The sequence below is a fragment of the Mesorhizobium sp. M0816 genome, assembly GCF_040320005.1.
Taxonomy (GTDB): Bacteria; Pseudomonadota; Alphaproteobacteria; order Rhizobiales; family Rhizobiaceae; genus Mesorhizobium.
In genome coordinates this window covers 41,568-58,438 of sequence record NZ_JAMYOT010000003.1, presented here as the reverse complement: position 1 = coordinate 58,438, position 16,871 = coordinate 41,568, and the positions used below count along the sequence as shown (strand labels likewise).

Here is a 16,871-nt window from a genome sequence, read left to right as displayed (position 1 = left end):
GGCATTGGCGTCAGGACGTACCGACCCCCTCTGTCGCCTTCGGCGACATCTCCCCCTCAAGGGGGGAGATCGCTAGGCTACCCGACAAACCCCACGCGCTTATGCGACCCGTCACAAAACGGCTTGTTGGCGGAATGGCCGCAGCGGCAGAGGAAGGCGCGTTGCGTACGGTCGACCGTGTGGCCGGTGCCGGTGACGATTTCGACATTGCCTTCGAGCTTGAGCGGGCCGTTGGTCGTCGGTGTGACGGTCAGCGGGCCATTCCGCACCTCCAGCGCCGGCGCGTCCTTCAGCGCCGGCTCGCCGGTGGCGGTGAAGCCCGATTTGGTGTGGCTGCCATCGCAGAACGGCTTGTTTTCCGAGGCGCCGCAGCGGCACAGCGTGGCGCGGTAAAACGTTTCGCCGCCCAACACGATCTCGGCATGGACGGCAAGCGGGCCGTTTTCGCGGATGCGCACAATGTTGACCACCGGCGGCTGTTCCTGCGGCCCGCCATCCTTGCGGATATAGGTGATGGCGCCGGACGGGCAGGCTTCGGCGAGCGCCACGATCTTCTCGACGCTGGCCGCCTCGGGGTGGATCCACTGGCCGGGCGCGTTGGGCACGAAAACATGCGGATCGCCAAGCACGCAGTTGCGCGAATGGATGCAACGTTTTCCCGAAAAGCCGATGTCGATGTTCTCGCCTTCGACCACTGCCATTGGGTGGGTCTCCTGTCGGACTACGCTATGGCGACAGTCAGGACGACGTCAAGGCAGCATTCTCACCCTCGTGAGGGCCGACCTCGGGCGCGGCGGTAAGGGAATTCGCATTTCTTGCTCGCAGCACCACATTTTGTTCTTGCTTTGTGCCGGCAGCTATGCTACTAATTTGGGTATGGTGCTAATTGGCTCCAACGACCCGCCTGCCGAGGCGGGTTTTTTGTTTCAGCTTTGAAATTCCGGCGTTGCCGGCCTGCACTCGCGGGACGGCCCTCTCCCCCCTCGCGGGGGAGATGGCCGCGCAGCGGCCAGAGGGGGTCGGCACGACCGGACTCGGCCTACTGCTGCAGAACAGGTTGGCGCTCTATGCGCGGCGACCCCCTCTGTCGCCTTTGGCGACATCTCCCCCTCAAGGGGGGAGATCTGCCACGTCACGGAACCAGATCGATTTCCTCGGTCTCGCCGCCACTGCAGGTGTAGCAGCAATCGTCGCACTTTTCCGTATTGCCGGGGCCGACGCCCCAATAGGTGTTCTCGTCGCCATCGACCCAGGCGCCGTAGCAGATCGATTCGCCGTCACTGCAGGACAGCGGGATCGCCTTGGTCTCGCCGTCGTTGAGATAATAATCCTGATTGTTGCCCGGCCAGACATGATCGCGGTTCTGGCTGTAGAGCTCGACGCGCATGGCGTTCGGATGGCTGTTCTTGATCTCGAAGGTGACATCGCCGGCATGCGCGACGGGCGCAAACAGCGTGACAATGAACAGCGACGCGGCGACGCGGCGCGCGAAAGCGTAGGACGACATGATGATTTCCCCCCGGAATGAAGCGGCCTGCCCGGCCGCGAGCGAGAACATGGCATGGCGGCGGGATGGGTGGAAGGGGGTGCGCCATTTGCACATCGCGAAAGCGCAGCGTTGCCAAGGAAGACCCCTCTCCGGTTTGCTTCGCAAACCACCTCTCCCCACTTCGTGGGGCGAGGAAATGCCAATCGCCGAAGCCTCACAAGACCTGGGTTCCTCGCCCCCACGAAGTGGGGGAGAGGTGGCCGCGAAGCGGCCGGAGAGGGGGCGGTCCGACTGGCCTCACCGGCGGGGCTTCAGCAGCGTCCAGATCCAGCCGATGAATGTGAGCACCAGGAAGGGATATCCGGCAGCGGGCAGCGGCTCCGAGGTCGGCAGTAACGGCGCCCCCCAGAGGATCAGGCCCGCCGACGCAACAAACAGCAAGGCGGCCACGACAGCCGTGAGCCGCATCCACAGCGCGAAGGTTTTCGGCGCGCTGACCATGACCAGCGCCGCCGCCCAAAGCGAGATACCGCCGACATAGGAGGGCACGCTGGCCTCAAGCCCCGCCGCATTGCCGGAGAGCAGCAGGCTTTCGCCGGCGAGAAAGGTCAGAAATCCGGCCGCCACCCAGTCATTGCCCTGCCGCTGATATTTCATCGTCAGCAGCGCGGTCGCCACTACGAGCGCCACGCCGTCGATCGTCCAGAGCGTTTCGCGAAGGGGCGCGCTCTCGACGAAGGTGCCGGCGAGTCCGAAAGCGCCGCCGATGGCGAGGCCGATCGCGGCGATGGTATCCACAGTGGAGCGCATTGAGATCTCCCCCCAAAGCCACCTAAGGATACTTCAGGGCGGGGCGTTCTCAAAGGGCGGCCTCAAGGGCCGGCGCGTATCTGACGGTTATCAAGCCGGCGGCGCGATCAACTCGAGGTTAGCCAACGCCGGCCGCTTGGCATCAGACAGGCGGGGAAGATGCTCAATGCTAAAGAACCTGCGCGGTTGCATGAACTTCTCTCCATTAAATTCAGCAAGTATGGTTAGGTGCTCTCTTGGCAATCTGAAGGCTCATCGTGAACCAAGTTAATCAAGTTAATATTGCGTCCGTTTCAGACGTCGCTGATGCTATGCGGCGTGACTACCAACCTCAATCTGGGTCAAAGGCTCTTGGGCGCACCATTCTTCTCGTTGGTGCCGGATGTTCCAGAAGTGCGGGCATCCCACTTGCAGGAGAAATTGCCCAAGAGTTGGCTATTCGTCTAGCCGACAGTTATGGTATTGAACGCGCGAACATAGCAGATCCTGCGGAGGCTCTTCGGTATTTAGTCACCTCCGGAAAGTTTGAAAGCGACCTCTTTCAAGGTGTCAATGGCGACGCCACCGATTGGCCATCGGTGTACGATTACATCTTCTCAAAACACTACAAAACCCCAAAGGAAATAAGGGGAGTTTTTTCCCAACTATTCGACCGAATAGATCGCCGCATAAATTGGACTCACCTATGCATTGGAGAGCTAGTTAGATTAGGTTATGTCTCCACCATACTGACGACGAATTTTGATCAACTGGTCCTTGACGGACTTTCTCGTAGTGGGCGTCTTCCAGTCGTTGCTGACGGCTTGGACTCTTTATATCGGATAAGCGGCGATTCCAACTATCCGCAGCTCATTCAAATTCATGGATCTCGCCACACTTACTATCTCCGAAATTCGCAAACCGATACGGATGAACTTGCCAATAATCATGCGGCTCGCCACGCGATCGATGAACTTTTTCGCACCGCAAGCGTGTTCATTGCCATCGGATATGGCGGACGTGAGCGAGGATTGATGCAATTACTCATCGAGGCGGGGCGCCGATGGCCAGATACCCAGATCTTTTGGATATCCTATTCGGATCGACTAGCCGCCACGGACAAATACGTTGCCGAGCTCCTCGCTACTAGTCGGTATGCCTCCGTCGTGCCAAACCAGGACGCGGACGATTTCTTTAGAAAACTTCTTGAAGAATTAAAAGTGTACGTCCCGAGAGCAATTGCTGACCCTCTGTACCCGGTCAAAGACCTGAAGGAGAACTTAGTCTATGGCGGCAATGCCGAGATAAAGAAACTTATCGATGACCATCAGGACCGGGTGAACGAGATCCAAGCAAAGTATAATCGAAGTCACATCGCATCTATTGGTGACTCGGAGATGAGCACGGCCGCGCTATTGTCGCAGTCGCAGCGACTCCAGGCTGTAGGCCAGCTCTCAGCAGGGATTGCTCATGATTTTGGAAGTGTTTTGAGCTCTATCTCTTCTTCAGCTGAGGAATTATTCAGTGTCGTTTCACCCGGTGTGCCAGCCTATCAAAAACTACTTAGCATAAGAGAGTCGGCCAACAGGGGTGCCAGTCTCATTCGACAGCTTTTGGCATTTTCTCGCAAACAGGAGATCACTCCTGAAATATTGGACCTGGCGGAGGTCCTCGACGATCTCCTCATGCTTTTAACTCGCTTAGTTGGAAACGGCATTGTGATTGCAAGCCAATCTGATCCGGGCCTTTGGGAGGTAAAGGTCGACATCAGCCAGATCGAACAGATTATCGTCAATCTCGTAGTCAACTCGCGCGATGCTATGCCCGACGACGGAGGCTCTGTTTTCATAGAGTTGAAAAACCATACTGTACGCTCGCGACTCATTTTTGGCGACGAGGTCGTTAGCTCCGGTGACTACGTAGAACTCTCAGTCCGAGATACCGGCAAAGGTATCGAACCTGAAATAATTGACAGAATATTCGAGCCCTTTTTTACGACGAAGGAGGTTGGACGTGGCTCTGGGCTAGGCCTATCCATGGTGTACGGCATCGTTAAACAGAGTGGAGGATACATAACAGTTACTTCGAAATTGAACGAGGGGAGCACCTTTAGGATCCTACTCCCGAGAGCTTTTCCAGATAAAGTGGAGGCAACCAAAAAGACTGCTTGAAAGCGCTGAATGCGAGAGAACAAATCGGGAATTTCGTGTATATTAGCGAGTGCGAATCGAAATTTGGGAAGGTGTCCCAATGCCAGCTTTCGGAATTTCTGCCTTCTTGCGAATCGTTCACATGAACGTTCGCCCACAGCGAACTGAGCTGCGCCGGAGATCTACGCCACGAGAAAGCGGCTATGATTTTCACATGAGCCTTCGCAGACTCTGCCATCGGCTGACGGCTGGAGAGTCGTTAGAGAGCTTGCTGACTGCGACTTCAACAATAGCACAAGAGCCAGAGCGACGATCTGCTCAACTTGGCCTACAGCGGCTGGCCGCTTGGAGAGCTCTCAATCCCGGTGCAATTTTGGATTTTGCGCCGACTACTGTGCGAAGCCCTGGCGAAACGTTTTCCGTAACTTTTACGCCGAATTTTGGTCTCCAGATAGGAAGCCAGTCGGTCGCTATTCACGTTTGGAACACCGCTCTCCCGCGACTGGAACCAAGATTGGTCCGCGCCGTCCTTTCCGCATTCCAGGCTGCCTACCAAATAACGGATAACTCACCTAACGACATTGCTGTTCTATGCCTGCAAACAATGCGTCTCATTCGCTTAGGCGACGCATCTGAGGTTGCAGAACTCGGTCGGCTAATCTTCGCAGGTGTCGATGGCATTTTTCGAGAGATTGCCACGGAGTCGAGGGAACCCCCGCCTGTGCCCGAGGATCGTCCGCCACCGCCGCCGCCCGGAGAATAATCTCCACCATGCAGCTTCAGCGCCGCGCTGGCGGGGGGCCCGCTGCCTCCGGCAGCTCCCCCGCTTTCGAAGCCTGCCATCGATTCACTGGATCGATGGCTTGGCGCGCCGTGCGCGCCAACCAGCTTCTCAATCCCCCATCTTCAGCGCCTGGATAAACGCCTCCTGCGGGATATCCACCTTGCCGAACTGCCGCATCCGCTTCTTGCCCTCTTTCTGCTTGTCGAGCAGCTTGCGTTTGCGTGAGACGTCGCCGCCGTAGCATTTGGCCGTGACGTCCTTGCGCAGCGCAGAGATCGTCTCGCGGGCGATGACCTTGCCGCCGATCGCCGCCTGGATCGGGATCTTGAACAGATGATGCGGGATCAGCTCCTTCAGCTTCTCGCACATCTGGCGGCCGCGCTTTTCCGCTGCCGTACGGTGGACCAGCATCGACAGCGCATCGACTGGCTCTTCGTTGACCAGGATCGACATCTTGACCAGGTCGCCTTCCTTGTAGTCGGTCAAATGATAGTCGAACGAGGCGTAGCCCTTGGAGATCGATTTCAGCCGGTCGTAGAAGTCGAAGACCACCTCGTTGAGCGGCAGATCGTAGATGAGCATGGCGCGTTTGCCGACATAGGAGAGGTCGGCCTGAATGCCGCGCCTATCCTGGCAGAGTTTCAGGATGCCGCCGAGATAGTCGTCGGGGGTGAGGATGGTGGCGCGGATCCATGGCTCCTCGATGGCCGATATCTTGACCACGTCGGGCATGTCGGCCGGGTTGTGCAGTTCCTTGACCGTGCCATCGTTCAACAGCAGGCGGTAGACGACGCTAGGTGCGGTGGCGATGAGGTCGAGATTGAACTCGCGCTCCAGCCGCTCCTGGATGATTTCAAGATGCAGCAGGCCAAGGAAGCCGCAGCGATAGCCGAAGCCAAGTGCGGCACTGGTTTCCATTTCAAAGGAGAAGGAGGCGTCGTTGAGGCGCAGCTTGCCGACGGCGGCGCGCAGATCCTCGAAGTCGGCGGCGTCGACCGGGAACAGGCCGCAGAACACCACTGGCTGCGCCGGCTTGAAGCCGGGCAGGGCTTGTGCCGTCGGGCGCCTGTCCTCGGTGATGGTGTCGCCGACGCGAGTGTCGGCGACTTCCTTGATCGAGCCGGTGAAGAAACCGAACTCGCCGGGGCCGAGCTCGTCGACATTGATGCGGGCGGGCGTAAAGACGCCGGTGCGCTCGACCAGGTACCTGGCGCCAGTGCCCATCATGCGGATGGTCTGGCCCTTCTTCAGCACGCCGTCGATGATGCGGACCAGCACGATGACGCCGAGATAGGCGTCGTACCAGCTGTCGACCAGCATCGCCTTCAGCGGGGCCGTGATGTCGCCCTCGCGCGGCGGCGGCAGATCGTTGACGATCGCTTCGAGCACGTCGGGAATGCCGAGGCCGGTCTTGGCCGAAATCAGCACGGCGTTGGAGGCGTCGATGCCGATCACCTCCTCGACCTGTTCGCGGATGCGCTCGGGCTCGGCGGCGGGCAGGTCGACCTTGTTCAGCACCACGACGATCTCGTGGTTGTTGTCGATCGCCTGGTAGACATTGGCCAGCGTCTGTGCCTCGACGCCTTGCGAGGCGTCGACGACCAGCAGCGAACCTTCGCAGGCGGCGAGCGAGCGCGACACTTCATAGGCGAAGTCGACATGGCCGGGCGTGTCGATCAGGTTGAGGATATAGTCCTCGCCATTGTTGGCGCGGTATTTCAGCCGCACCGTCTGCGCCTTGATGGTGATGCCGCGCTCGCGCTCGATGTCCATCGAGTCCAGCACCTGCTCCTTCATGTCGCGCAGCTCCAGCCCGCCGGTCGACTGGATCAGCCGGTCGGCAAGCGTGGATTTGCCATGGTCGATATGGGCAACGATGGAGAAGTTGCGGATGTTTTTGATCGGCGTGGTCATGCGCCGCGCTTTAGCAGGGGCACGCTACATCGGCAAGCGGCGGGGCGCGGGTGCGGCGGCGGGGCGGCAAAGTCGTTAAACTTTGATCCATGAGATTAGAGCATAGTTCGCGCCCGGCGTGATAGCCACTGGCCATCGCCGTTTCGGGGGGATCGGAATGCCGTTGTCAGCACGCAAATTTCTCAAATCGGTGAGCGGCTCGTTCGCGCCATTGCTCGCCATCTTGCTTATCCCGATGGTTGCCGCATTGGGTTTTTCCATCGACTATACCTCTGCGGTTTCAACCAGGGCATCGATGCAGAACGCCCTCGATGCAGCGTCGCTGTCGATCACGACGCTTTCGACGGACACCTCACTGGCGGACCGCCAGGTAAAACTGCAGGAGGCATACCTGGCCAATGGCGGGCAAGGCACGGCCAAGCTCGACAGCTTCGTCGTCGCCACCGACGGCGCCGCCAGCATCAAGGCTTCGGCCGGCTTTGCCATGCCGACGAATTTCATGCAGATCGCCAGGATCAACACGGTGCAGATCGGCGTTGCGTCGGCAGTGACAAAGCGGCCGGCATTGGTGCAAGCCACGTTCAAGGTCGACAAGATCTCTGGCTGGTGGGACAAGACGGTGACGCTCTACGGCACCAAACCCGGTGACGCGGCGGCCAACAAGCTGATGAGGATCTCCTACGCGTACAACAGGTTTGGCGATCCCAAAGGCTACGGGACGTCCTCTGTTTACACGATCAACGGAACGACGGAGACGCTGGTCCAGAAACAAGTATGCACGACCGTCACGGTGACCAGCTTCTATGGCTTGCCCACCGGCACAATCACTCAGATCAGCGGTACCAGGAAATACGCAACCACCTGCGTCAACACGATGTATCCCGCGACCGGCGCCGGTGCGGTGATCGACGTGAAGGACATGGATAACCTGTCTCTGGAGATGAAGATTCCGAATCCCAATCCTGGTCTTGGCGGCGGCTATCTGGCCTCGGGCACGAAAGAAACCCTGCGATCGGACGATCCGGCCACGTCCGACCGATTGTTTATCGACAAGGTCAAGACGCTGGCCAATACGACTGTCGACATCTTTGAGGCCGTGCCGTGCGGCATCACCAGCAGTCAAGCGTGGGAAGATGGCGGATCACTTACCAACAACACCATAGACGATGCCGATTTTTCCTATTTTGTGACCGGCAAGTGCGCGTTCAACAAGCGGCCTTCGGAAACCGTGCTCACACAATAGGGGCGACTTGAGTGCCGATCTCCCCCTTGTGGGTCCTCAAGGGGGGAGATCGGACATCCCCTCGGCTCTCGCTAATGCTCTAGGAACTCGGACTTCTCCTCAATCACGAAGCGGTGATGCTGTAACGAACCGTGTGTCGGCGGCGAAGTGTGGACATGGAACCGCACAGGAGAACAGCGATGACCGGATCGAAACGCAGCACAGCCCTGATGGGGCTCGCCGCGGCACTGTTTTCCGCGACTGTGCTGTCGGCAACCAGCGCGGCCGCCGGCCAGACGCTGACCGTCGTAGAGCTGTTCACCAGCCAGGGCTGCTCGTCCTGTCCGCCGGCCAACGCCAATCTGATCAAGGTCAAGGACCGGCCCGGCGTGCTGGCGCTGTCCTTCAACGTCACCTACTGGGACTATCTCGGCTGGAAGGACACATTCGGCAAAGAAGAATTCACGCAGCGCCAGGTCCGCTATGAACCGTCGCTCGGCCGTTGCGGCCCGTTCACGCCGCAAGTGGTGGTCAACGGCAGGGCCGATGCCGTCGGCGCCAGGCCGGGCGAGATCGAGCAGCTGATTTCGAGTGGCGGCCACGCTGACGGACCTTCGTTGTCGCTCGCCGGCGGAAAGGTCAGCATCGGCGCCGGTCCGGTGCCCGGCGGCAGGGCCGATGTCTGGCTGGTGCGTTACGGCAAGGGCGTCGTCGAGGTGCCGGTGGCGCGCGGAGAAAACACCGGCCGCACGCTGCCGCACGCCAATGTCGTGCATTCGCTGACCAGGCTGGGCAGTTGGACCGGCGACGCCACCGCACTGCCGCTGCCGGCGGCGACGGGCGGCCTCAGCACAGCGGTGCTGGTGCAGGTGCCGGGCGGCGGGCCGATCCTCGCTGCCGCAGCGAATTAGAACCCGTTCCGAAATTTGCGCAACGCCGCAGCGGCGCCGCTGCATGCCGTCAACCCCTGCCAAACCCTAGGAGATCATCATGACCAATCCTTTGACCAATCGCCCGACCCTGGCGGCACTCGCCTTCGCACTTTGCTCGACGGCGCTGTTCGCAGGAGGCGCGGCGCGGGCCGAAGATGCGATGAAGCCGGCGAACGCCATGGCAACAAACGCCATGAAACCGGCAACGGACGCAATGAAGCCGGCCGGCGCCATGGCGGCTGACGCGATGGCCACGACCGCGATGAAGGCGACAGATCCGATGAAGGCCGACTGCATGGCCAAGGCCGCCGCCGAGACGGACGCCATGAAGAAAGCCGAAGCGACCAAGGCCTGCGATGCCATGGCTCCGGCCAAATAGGCGATGCGCACAGCAATGTGAGAGCCCGGCGGACCTATCCGTCGTATAATCCACACCAGCATCATGGGAGATCAGACATGACGGGAGCCCTGAAACGATCGTCGATTTTCGCAAAAGCAGCACTTGCCGCGCTCATCCTCACGGCCGCCGCGGCCGTGCTCTGGCAGACGCCGGCAGTCTCGGCCGAAGACGCGGTGGTGATCCCGCCGCCGGCATTGGACGAGAAGGCCACCGCCGGCACCGAAAAGGCGGTCTTCGCCGGCGGCTGCTTCTGGGGTGTGCAAGGCGTGTTCCAGCACGTCAACGGCGTCACCAGCGCCGTTTCCGGCTATGCCGGCGGCGACAAGGACACGGCCGTCTATGAAATGGTCGGCACCAGCCGGACGGGCCATGCCGAATCCGTCGAGATCACCTACGAGCCGTCCGAGGTGACCTACGGCCAGCTGCTGCAGGTGTATTTCTCGGTCGCGCACAATCCGACGCAGCTGAACTACCAGGGGCCGGACAGCGGCACCCAGTACCGTTCGACGATCTTTGCCGAAAACGACACGCAGAAAAAGATCGCCGAAGGCTACATCGCCCAGCTCGACAAGGCCAAGGTGTTTCCCAAGCCGATCGTGACGACGCTGGAGACCGGCAAGACCTTCTATCCGGCCGAGGACTATCACCAGGACTTTCTGACGCTCAACCCGACCTATCCCTATATCGTCTACAACGATCTGCCCAAGGTCGAGAATCTGAAGCGGCTCTTCCCCAACCTCTACCGCGAAAAGCCGGTACTGGTGCTGGCCGCCAGCAAGAGCTGAGTTTTGCGGCGGGGCCTGCTGATCTCCCCCCTTGAGGGGGAGATGGCCGGCAGGCCAGAGGGGGTCGGTTCGGTTGGCGCGACGCGGTCCGGCATATCGAGGAAGACGAAGTTGGCACTCCACGCGCGGCGACCCCCTCTGTCGCTTTCAGCGACATCTCCCCCTCAAGGGGGGAGATCAGCAGTTTCCGCGCTTCGCACTACTCCCCCTTTTTCCAGGGCAGGCTCCAGCGCACCTTCTCCAGCGTCGCCTTTGCCTCGGCCGAGTCCGGGTCGGGCTCTGTCTCGCGATAATGCGCCGAGCCCTCAGGCGGGTAGGCAAGTGTGTTGTTGAGGGCGAATTTGTCGATCTGGCTGAAGTCGGGGAAAGGCAGGTTTTGCGCCTCGCGCCAATCGCTGACCCTTTTCTCCGCGGCGATGCGTTTTTCGTCGTCGACCGGAAGGTCGGTGGCTCTGTATTCCAGTGACGAAGGGAAGGCGAACTGCGCGCCGGCATCATCCATGATGTTGATCATGGACAACAGGATGTCCTCGCGGATGGCTTGAAAATCGGCCACGTCGGCGGTTTTGATATAAGTGAACACGTCGATATCGAGCGAATAGGCGCCGAAGCCGGCAAAGCGCACGCGGCACGGCTCATCGATGACGCGCGGATGGGCAATCAGCAACTTGCGCAGCTCGGCCAGGACGTAACGTAGCTGATCGGGCGTCGTTTCGTAGCGCAGCTGCAGCGTCGTCGCGAACCGGGTGCGGTCGCGATGCGCGTAGTTCTCGATCTGCATGCCGGCGAAATCCGAGTTTGGCACCGAGATGATCGTGCGGTCGAGCGACCGGATGCGGGTGGAGCGCATGCCGATATGCTCGATCGTGCCGGACTGGTCGCCGAACTTGCAGAAGTCGCCGACGCTGACCGGCCGGTCGGCATAGAGCGTCAGGCCGGAGAGGAAGTTCTGCAGCGTCGGCTGCGCCGCCAGCGCCACCGCCAGACCGCCGATGCCGAGACCGGCAATGACGCCTTCGTAGGGGATGGCGAGCACTTCGGCCAGCAGCAGGAAGGCGACGACCAGCACGGCGACGCGCGCCACGCCGGTGGACAGCGAAATCAGCGTGTCGTGATAGCCGGGCACCTGCCACAGTCCACGGTAATGGTCGGCGACCTTGCCGATCAGGTGCCAGACCACCGGCACGGCGCCAATCACGACCAGGCTCCAGGCGATTGCCTTGACCGGGGCGGCGACCACTTGCGGCAGACCGAGCGGGCGCAGCGTCAACAGCAGGAAGAGGCCAAGCACGATCGAGCGCACCGCCCATTCGACAATGCGGAAGAAGGCCGGGCTGTCCGTCCTTCGCACAAACAAGGAAATCAGCGCATTGGCGATGAAGCCGAAGACGATGCCGGCCAGTGCGGCAAGGCCGAGCATCCACCATTGCCAGTGCTCCATCGGGCCGGCGCGGGTGAGCAGGCCGGGGCTGATCTCGCGGGCGAGGCCACGGGCGATGAAGAACGGGTCGGTGCTGGCGAAGGCGGCGAATTCCGGCGCCACCGGCATGTCTTCGACATCGGCGTAGAGCGCGCGGATGTGGGCGAGCGTCTCGGGCGTGAACTGCCAGATCTTGCCCTTCTCAGTCTCGACCGGGCCGATGACGATGTTGCCGGCGGGATGCTCGAAATAGACGAAGGGGGTGTTGCTCTTCGGATCGTCGGGGATCTCCTGCCAATAGACGTAGCCGATGCGGTCGATGACCTTTTTGAGATAGCGCTCGAGCAGGAACGCCTCGTCGCCACGCACCGCCTGACTGTAGTTGCGCAGGTCGAGCGCCGCCTGGGCCGGGTCGCCGGCTTCGGTGAGGCCGCTCAACAGTACCTTGAACGTGTCGCGCGGCGAGGCGAGCCTGCTCGGATCGTCGACCATGTCGACGGCTTCGCCACGCGCTTCCTGGAATTCGGCGAGCTTTGCCTGGAGTTGGCCAAGTGGCGGCCCGACGATGAACCAGTCGCCATTCTTGCGGCGAAAAGTGACGGCGAAGGAGACCCTGGTGCCGTATTGCGGCAGCGTCGCCGTCACCTCGTCTCCGGAAATCGCATCATGCGGCAGGCTCCACAGACGGAACGTCGCGTTGTCGATGACGGTGAACAGAAGCTTGGTGTAATCGGGCATGTTGAGGCCGCCGCGGTCGGCCTCGGTGACGTCGACGAGACCCGCTGCCAGACCGGCAAGACCCATGCCGCCACCGGTGGCGCGCGGCACGTTGTCGGCGCCGCTCTCGTTCATCGTCTGCAGGAACGAGCGCATGGTGCTCATCGGGCTCGACTGGTCGACACGGACGTCCTCGACGGCGCTGACGCGCACACCTGTCCACCATTCGGCGGTGGCGGCATCGAAGCGGCCCATGAAGCTGCCGCCGTCAGGCGATTGGACGAAGGTGAAGGCGCCCTGGCGGTCGCCTTCGAACCAGTGGCCGACAAGCTTGTCGCCTTCGGCCTTGGCCTCGATACGGCCGTTATAAAGCGGGTACACGCCCTTTACGTCAGTGCCCGTCTGCTCGAACTTGATCTGGGCGCCGCCGCCGCGCCACTTCGTGTCCCACACGCCCGTCCAGTTGGCCGCGTCCTGGGCGTGCGCCTGCGGCATGGCCGGCAGCAGGCCGGCAAGCGCGAGTGCGCCGATCAACGCGACCGTCCGGATCAGCAAAAGCAGCAGCCGATCCTGTCCTGCCGCAGAAAAGGGGTTCATTCTGTTGCCCTTCTTCTTGCCGGTGATTCTGCTGGGCCGGCCAGAGAAGGTTATTCCGCTTGAAGATGAATATTCTGTTTCAGGCTGCGACGGCGATGCCGGTCAGTCATAGGTCAGATCCGTCGCCTTGCCGGCGAACACCCGGTAGGCAAAGAACGAATAGAAGATGATGATCGGCAGCACGACGACCGTCCCGACCAGGATGACGGCCAGGCTTTCGGGTGCCGAAGCAGCCTGCCAGATGGTCAGCCGGTCGGGCACCACGAAGGGGTAGAACGACCAGGCGAGGCCGGCAAAGCCGAGCGTGAAGATCGCGGCCAATGTCAGGAACGGGAGCAGCGCGTGGCGGTCGCCGGGTTTCGGCAGATGGAAGGTCTGGCGCCACAGCCACAGGAACAGCACTGCCGACAGGATCGGCAGTGGCGACAAATAGAACATGGCCGGCCAGACGAACCATTTGTCGAAGATGCGCGCGCTGGCAAAGGGCGTGGCCAGCGATACCGCGACCATGCCGAGCGCGGTCAGCACCAACGCCGTGCGCAGCCACAGCACCGCCTTCTTCTGCAGATCGCCTTCCGTCTTGTAGATGACCCAGGCCGCTCCCATCGCCGCGTAGGCCGCGGCAAGGCAGAGCGCCACCAGCGCGCCGAAAGCGACGCCGCCAGGGCCAACGTCGAGGCCGAGCACATAGACGCCGAGCATATAACCTTGCGCCAGCGAAGCGATGACCGAGCCGAGGAAGAAGATGCGGTTCCAGCGGTGCTTCCTGCCGGCCGGCACCTTGGCGCGGAAATCGAACGCGACGCCGCGCAGGATCAAGCCGACCAGCAGCACGAAGACCGGAATGTAGAGCGCCGTCAGAATGGTGCCGTGCGCCAATGGAAAGGCGACCAGCAGCAAGCCGACCGCCAGCACCAGCCAGGTCTCGTTAGCGTCCCAGAACGGGCCGATGGCGGCGATCATCGTATCCTGTTCGGTGTCTTCGGCTGCGGCGAACAGGATGCCGATGCCGAGATCGAAGCCGTCGAGGATGACGTAGATCAGGATAGCGAGGCCCATCAGCCCGGCGAAGATCAGAGGCAGCAGGGTCGGCCAGTCGAAGCTCATGATGTTTCTCCCGGTTGCGCAACCGGCTGCGACAGCGGCCTGTTCATGACGCCCGGCAGCGGCGAGGTGTCACCATCCTTCGCCGCCTTCAATGCCAGATGCACCAACACGCCGAGATAGGCGATCAAGAGCAGCACGTAGAGGATGAGATAGACCGCGAGCGACAGCGCGACATGGCTGCCGGCGACGGGGCCGACGGCATCGGCGGTACGCAGCACGCCGGTGACCAGCCAGGGCTGGCGGCCGATCTCGGTGGTGTACCAGCCGGCCAGCGTCGCCAGCCAGCCGGACAGCGCCATCGGCACCATGACAAGCGCCAGCGGCTTGGGCAGGCCGTGGCGGCGCTTGAGGAAGAAGGCCGCCGACCAGGAGACGGCGAGCATCAGGAGGCCGGTGCCGACCATGATGCGAAAGCCCCAGAACACCGGAAATACCGGCGGATGGTTGCCGGCATAATCGTTCAGCCCCGGTACGATGCCGCCGGCGCTGTGCCTGAGGATGAGGCTGGCGCCATCGGGAATGGTGAGCTCGAACCTGTTCTCCTTGGCCGCTTCATCGGGAAGCGCAAACAGCACCAGCGGCACGTTGGGACCGGTGTTCCAGTTGGCCTCCATGGCGGCGATCTTCTGCGGCTGATGTTCCAGCGTGTTGAGGCCGTGCTGGTCGCCGGCAAAGATCTGGATCGGGATCAGGATCGCGGCGGTGAAGACGCCGGTGCGCAGCGCCTTCCACATCGATTCCGAGCGATCGCCGTAGAGATAGCGCAGCGCCGACAGGCCGGCGACCAGGAACGAGACGGTCAGGCCCGAAGCAAGCAGCATATGGACGAGCCGGTAGGGCATGGACGGATTGAAGACAACGGCCCACCAGTCGGTGGCGTGCGCAACACCATCGCGCATTTCGAAGCCGGCCGGCGTCTGCATCCACGAATTGAGTGCGATGATCCAGAAGGCGGACAAGGTGGTGCCGCCGGCCACCAGCACCGTCGCCAGTGTATGGACGCGGTTCGAGACACGGCGGAAGCCGAACAGCATGATGCCGAGGAACGCCGCCTCGAGGAAGAAGGCGGTCAGGATCTCGTAGGCCAGCAGCGGGCCGGCGATGTTGCCGACCGTCTCCATATAGCCCGGCCAGTTGGTGCCGAACTGAAAACTCATGGTGACGCCGGAAACCACGCCCATGGCGAAGGACAGCGCGAATACCTTAACCCAGGTGAAATAAGCGCGCATCCAGGCGGAATCGTTTGTCGCGTTGTAGCGGAGCTTGAAGAACAGCAGCACCCAGCCGAGCGCGATGGTGATCGCCGGGAACAGGATGTGGAACGAGATGTTCGCGCCGAACTGTATGCGCGACAGAATGAGCGGGTCCATGGCGGCTCCGGCTGCTGCTTGTTTGTTGAAGGATAGGCTTGATGCACCGGACGGTCAAAGCGGCGTCCCGCCGCGAGGCGGAACGCCGCAGTGCGGTTAATCTGCTTTTGCGTGGAATTTGGCTGGACGACCGGGCAGGTGTTGCCTATTCCGGCGAACCTCGATGGTCCAGAACTGTCAGGAGCGCCATTGACATCCGGATTTGCGAACCGACATTCAGCGGATTAAATCAACAACTCTGTTTCAAGCAGTCGTTTTCAGCCATGCAGCCGATCATCTCGATTTCCGGGGTCACCAAGACCTACGCCACCGGCTTCAAGGCGCTGAAGGAGATCAATCTCGACATCGTGCGCGGCGAGATCTTTGCGCTGCTCGGGCCGAATGGCGCCGGCAAGACAACGCTGATCTCGATCGTCTGCGGCATCGTCAACCGCTCGTCGGGTTCCGTCACCGTCGACGGCCATGACATCAACCGCGACTACCGCGCCGCGCGCAGTCTGATCGGGCTGGTGCCGCAGGAACTGACCATCGACGCCTTCGAGAGCGTGTGGGCGACGGTCAACTACAGCCGCGGCCTGTTCGGCAAGCCGGCGGACAAGGCGTTCGTCGAAAAGGTGCTGCGCGACCTGTCGCTCTGGGACAAGAAGGACGCCAAGGCGATCACGCTGTCCGGCGGCATGAAGCGCCGGCTGATGATTGCCAAGGCGCTGTCGCACGAGCCGCGCATCCTGTTCCTCGACGAACCGACGGCAGGCGTCGATGTCGAGCTGCGCCAGGACATGTGGGCGATGGTGCGCCGGCTGCGCGAAGACGGCGTCACCATCATCCTGACCACGCATTACATCGAAGAAGCCGAGGCGATGGCCGACCGCGTCGGCGTCATCAACCGCGGCGAGATCGTGCTGGTGGAGGACAAGGCCGAGCTGATGCGCAAGCTTGGCCGCAAACGGCTTGTGCTGGAACTGCGCAGTCCCCTGGCCACCGTTCCCGATGCTTTTTCGCACTACGCGCTGGAGCTTTCGCCGGATGGCGGACAGCTGACCTATACTTATGACAACCAGAGCGAACGGCCGGGCGTCGCCTCGCTGATCCGCGAGCTCGAGGCGGCCGGCATCCAGTTCCGCGACATCGATACGGAAAACAGCTCGCTCGAGGAGATCTTCGTCAATCTGGTGAGGAAACCGGCATGAACCCG

The 16,871-nt window shown here is 61.5% G+C and carries 13 protein-coding genes; 6 read left to right on the top strand and 7 right to left on the bottom strand.

Annotated features, from left to right (window positions below; all coding sequences use genetic code 11):
* Nucleotides 1-77: 77 nt before the first annotated feature.
* The 3 genes from NKI17_RS04625 to NKI17_RS04615 form a co-directional block, all read right to left on the bottom strand.
* Nucleotides 78-701, bottom strand: coding sequence for a CDGSH iron-sulfur domain-containing protein (locus NKI17_RS04625; RefSeq protein ID WP_352905453.1), 624 nt, complete (start codon nucleotides 699-701; stop codon nucleotides 78-80).
* A gap of 431 nt (nucleotides 702-1,132) precedes the next feature.
* Nucleotides 1,133-1,507, bottom strand: coding sequence for a hypothetical protein (locus NKI17_RS04620; RefSeq protein WP_352905451.1), 375 nt, complete (start codon nucleotides 1,505-1,507; stop codon nucleotides 1,133-1,135).
* Nucleotides 1,508-1,786: 279 nt separating this feature from the next.
* On the bottom strand, nucleotides 1,787-2,299 hold the full coding sequence (locus NKI17_RS04615; protein ID WP_352905449.1) for a hypothetical protein: 513 nt from the start codon (nucleotides 2,297-2,299) through the stop codon (nucleotides 1,787-1,789).
* 257 nt (nucleotides 2,300-2,556) lie between these two features.
* On the opposite strand from NKI17_RS04615, the gene NKI17_RS04610 reads away from it, so the two are divergent.
* On the top strand, nucleotides 2,557-4,449 hold the full coding sequence (locus NKI17_RS04610) for an ATP-binding protein (protein ID WP_352905447.1): 1,893 nt from the start codon (nucleotides 2,557-2,559) through the stop codon (nucleotides 4,447-4,449).
* Between the two features lie 871 nt (nucleotides 4,450-5,320).
* On the opposite strand, the gene lepA is transcribed toward NKI17_RS04610, so the two are convergent.
* Nucleotides 5,321-7,126: a translation elongation factor 4 gene (gene lepA, locus NKI17_RS04605; protein ID WP_352905445.1), complete on the bottom strand. Its 1,806-nt coding sequence runs from the start codon at nucleotides 7,124-7,126 to the stop codon at nucleotides 5,321-5,323.
* A 157-nt stretch (nucleotides 7,127-7,283) separates the two neighbouring features.
* Here lepA and NKI17_RS04600 point away from each other — a divergent pair, with 157 nt between their 5' ends.
* The 4 genes from NKI17_RS04600 to msrA all read left to right on the top strand — a co-directional run bounded on the left by NKI17_RS04600 (nucleotide 7,284) and on the right by msrA (nucleotide 10,465).
* A complete protein-coding gene (locus tag NKI17_RS04600; RefSeq protein WP_352905444.1) occupies nucleotides 7,284-8,369 on the top strand; it encodes a TadE/TadG family type IV pilus assembly protein in 1,086 nt (361 codons plus the stop codon).
* A gap of 179 nt (nucleotides 8,370-8,548) precedes the next feature.
* Nucleotides 8,549-9,259, top strand: coding sequence for a DUF1223 domain-containing protein (locus tag NKI17_RS04595; protein ID WP_352905443.1), 711 nt, complete (start codon nucleotides 8,549-8,551; stop codon nucleotides 9,257-9,259).
* Between the two features lie 79 nt (nucleotides 9,260-9,338).
* Nucleotides 9,339-9,659, top strand: coding sequence for a hypothetical protein (locus NKI17_RS04590; RefSeq protein WP_352571561.1), 321 nt, complete (start codon nucleotides 9,339-9,341; stop codon nucleotides 9,657-9,659).
* 77 nt (nucleotides 9,660-9,736) lie between these two features.
* The gene (gene msrA / locus NKI17_RS04585) at nucleotides 9,737-10,465 is read left to right on the top strand and encodes a peptide-methionine (S)-S-oxide reductase MsrA (RefSeq protein ID WP_352620820.1); all 729 of its coding nucleotides are present in this window, start codon (nucleotides 9,737-9,739) and stop codon (nucleotides 10,463-10,465) included.
* A 199-nt stretch (nucleotides 10,466-10,664) separates the two neighbouring features.
* Here the strand turns inward: msrA and NKI17_RS04580 are convergent, their stop codons facing one another.
* From NKI17_RS04580 to NKI17_RS04570, 3 genes are all read right to left on the bottom strand, one after another.
* Nucleotides 10,665-13,199, bottom strand: coding sequence for a mechanosensitive ion channel family protein (locus NKI17_RS04580; protein WP_352620822.1), 2,535 nt, complete (start codon nucleotides 13,197-13,199; stop codon nucleotides 10,665-10,667).
* 102 nt (nucleotides 13,200-13,301) lie between these two features.
* Nucleotides 13,302-14,306: a cytochrome d ubiquinol oxidase subunit II gene (locus NKI17_RS04575; protein WP_352797260.1), complete on the bottom strand. Its 1,005-nt coding sequence runs from the start codon at nucleotides 14,304-14,306 to the stop codon at nucleotides 13,302-13,304.
* Entirely contained in the window at nucleotides 14,303-15,676 is a 1,374-nt protein-coding gene (locus NKI17_RS04570; RefSeq protein WP_352619970.1) for a cytochrome ubiquinol oxidase subunit I, read from the bottom strand. Before NKI17_RS04570 ends, NKI17_RS04575 begins: the two co-directional genes overlap by 4 nt.
* 263 nt (nucleotides 15,677-15,939) lie before the next feature.
* On the opposite strand from NKI17_RS04570, the gene NKI17_RS04565 reads away from it, so the two are divergent.
* Nucleotides 15,940-16,866, top strand: a complete 927-nt coding sequence (locus tag NKI17_RS04565; RefSeq protein WP_352472842.1) for an ABC transporter ATP-binding protein — start codon at nucleotides 15,940-15,942, stop codon at nucleotides 16,864-16,866.
* The last annotated feature ends 5 nt before the right edge of the window (nucleotides 16,867-16,871 follow it).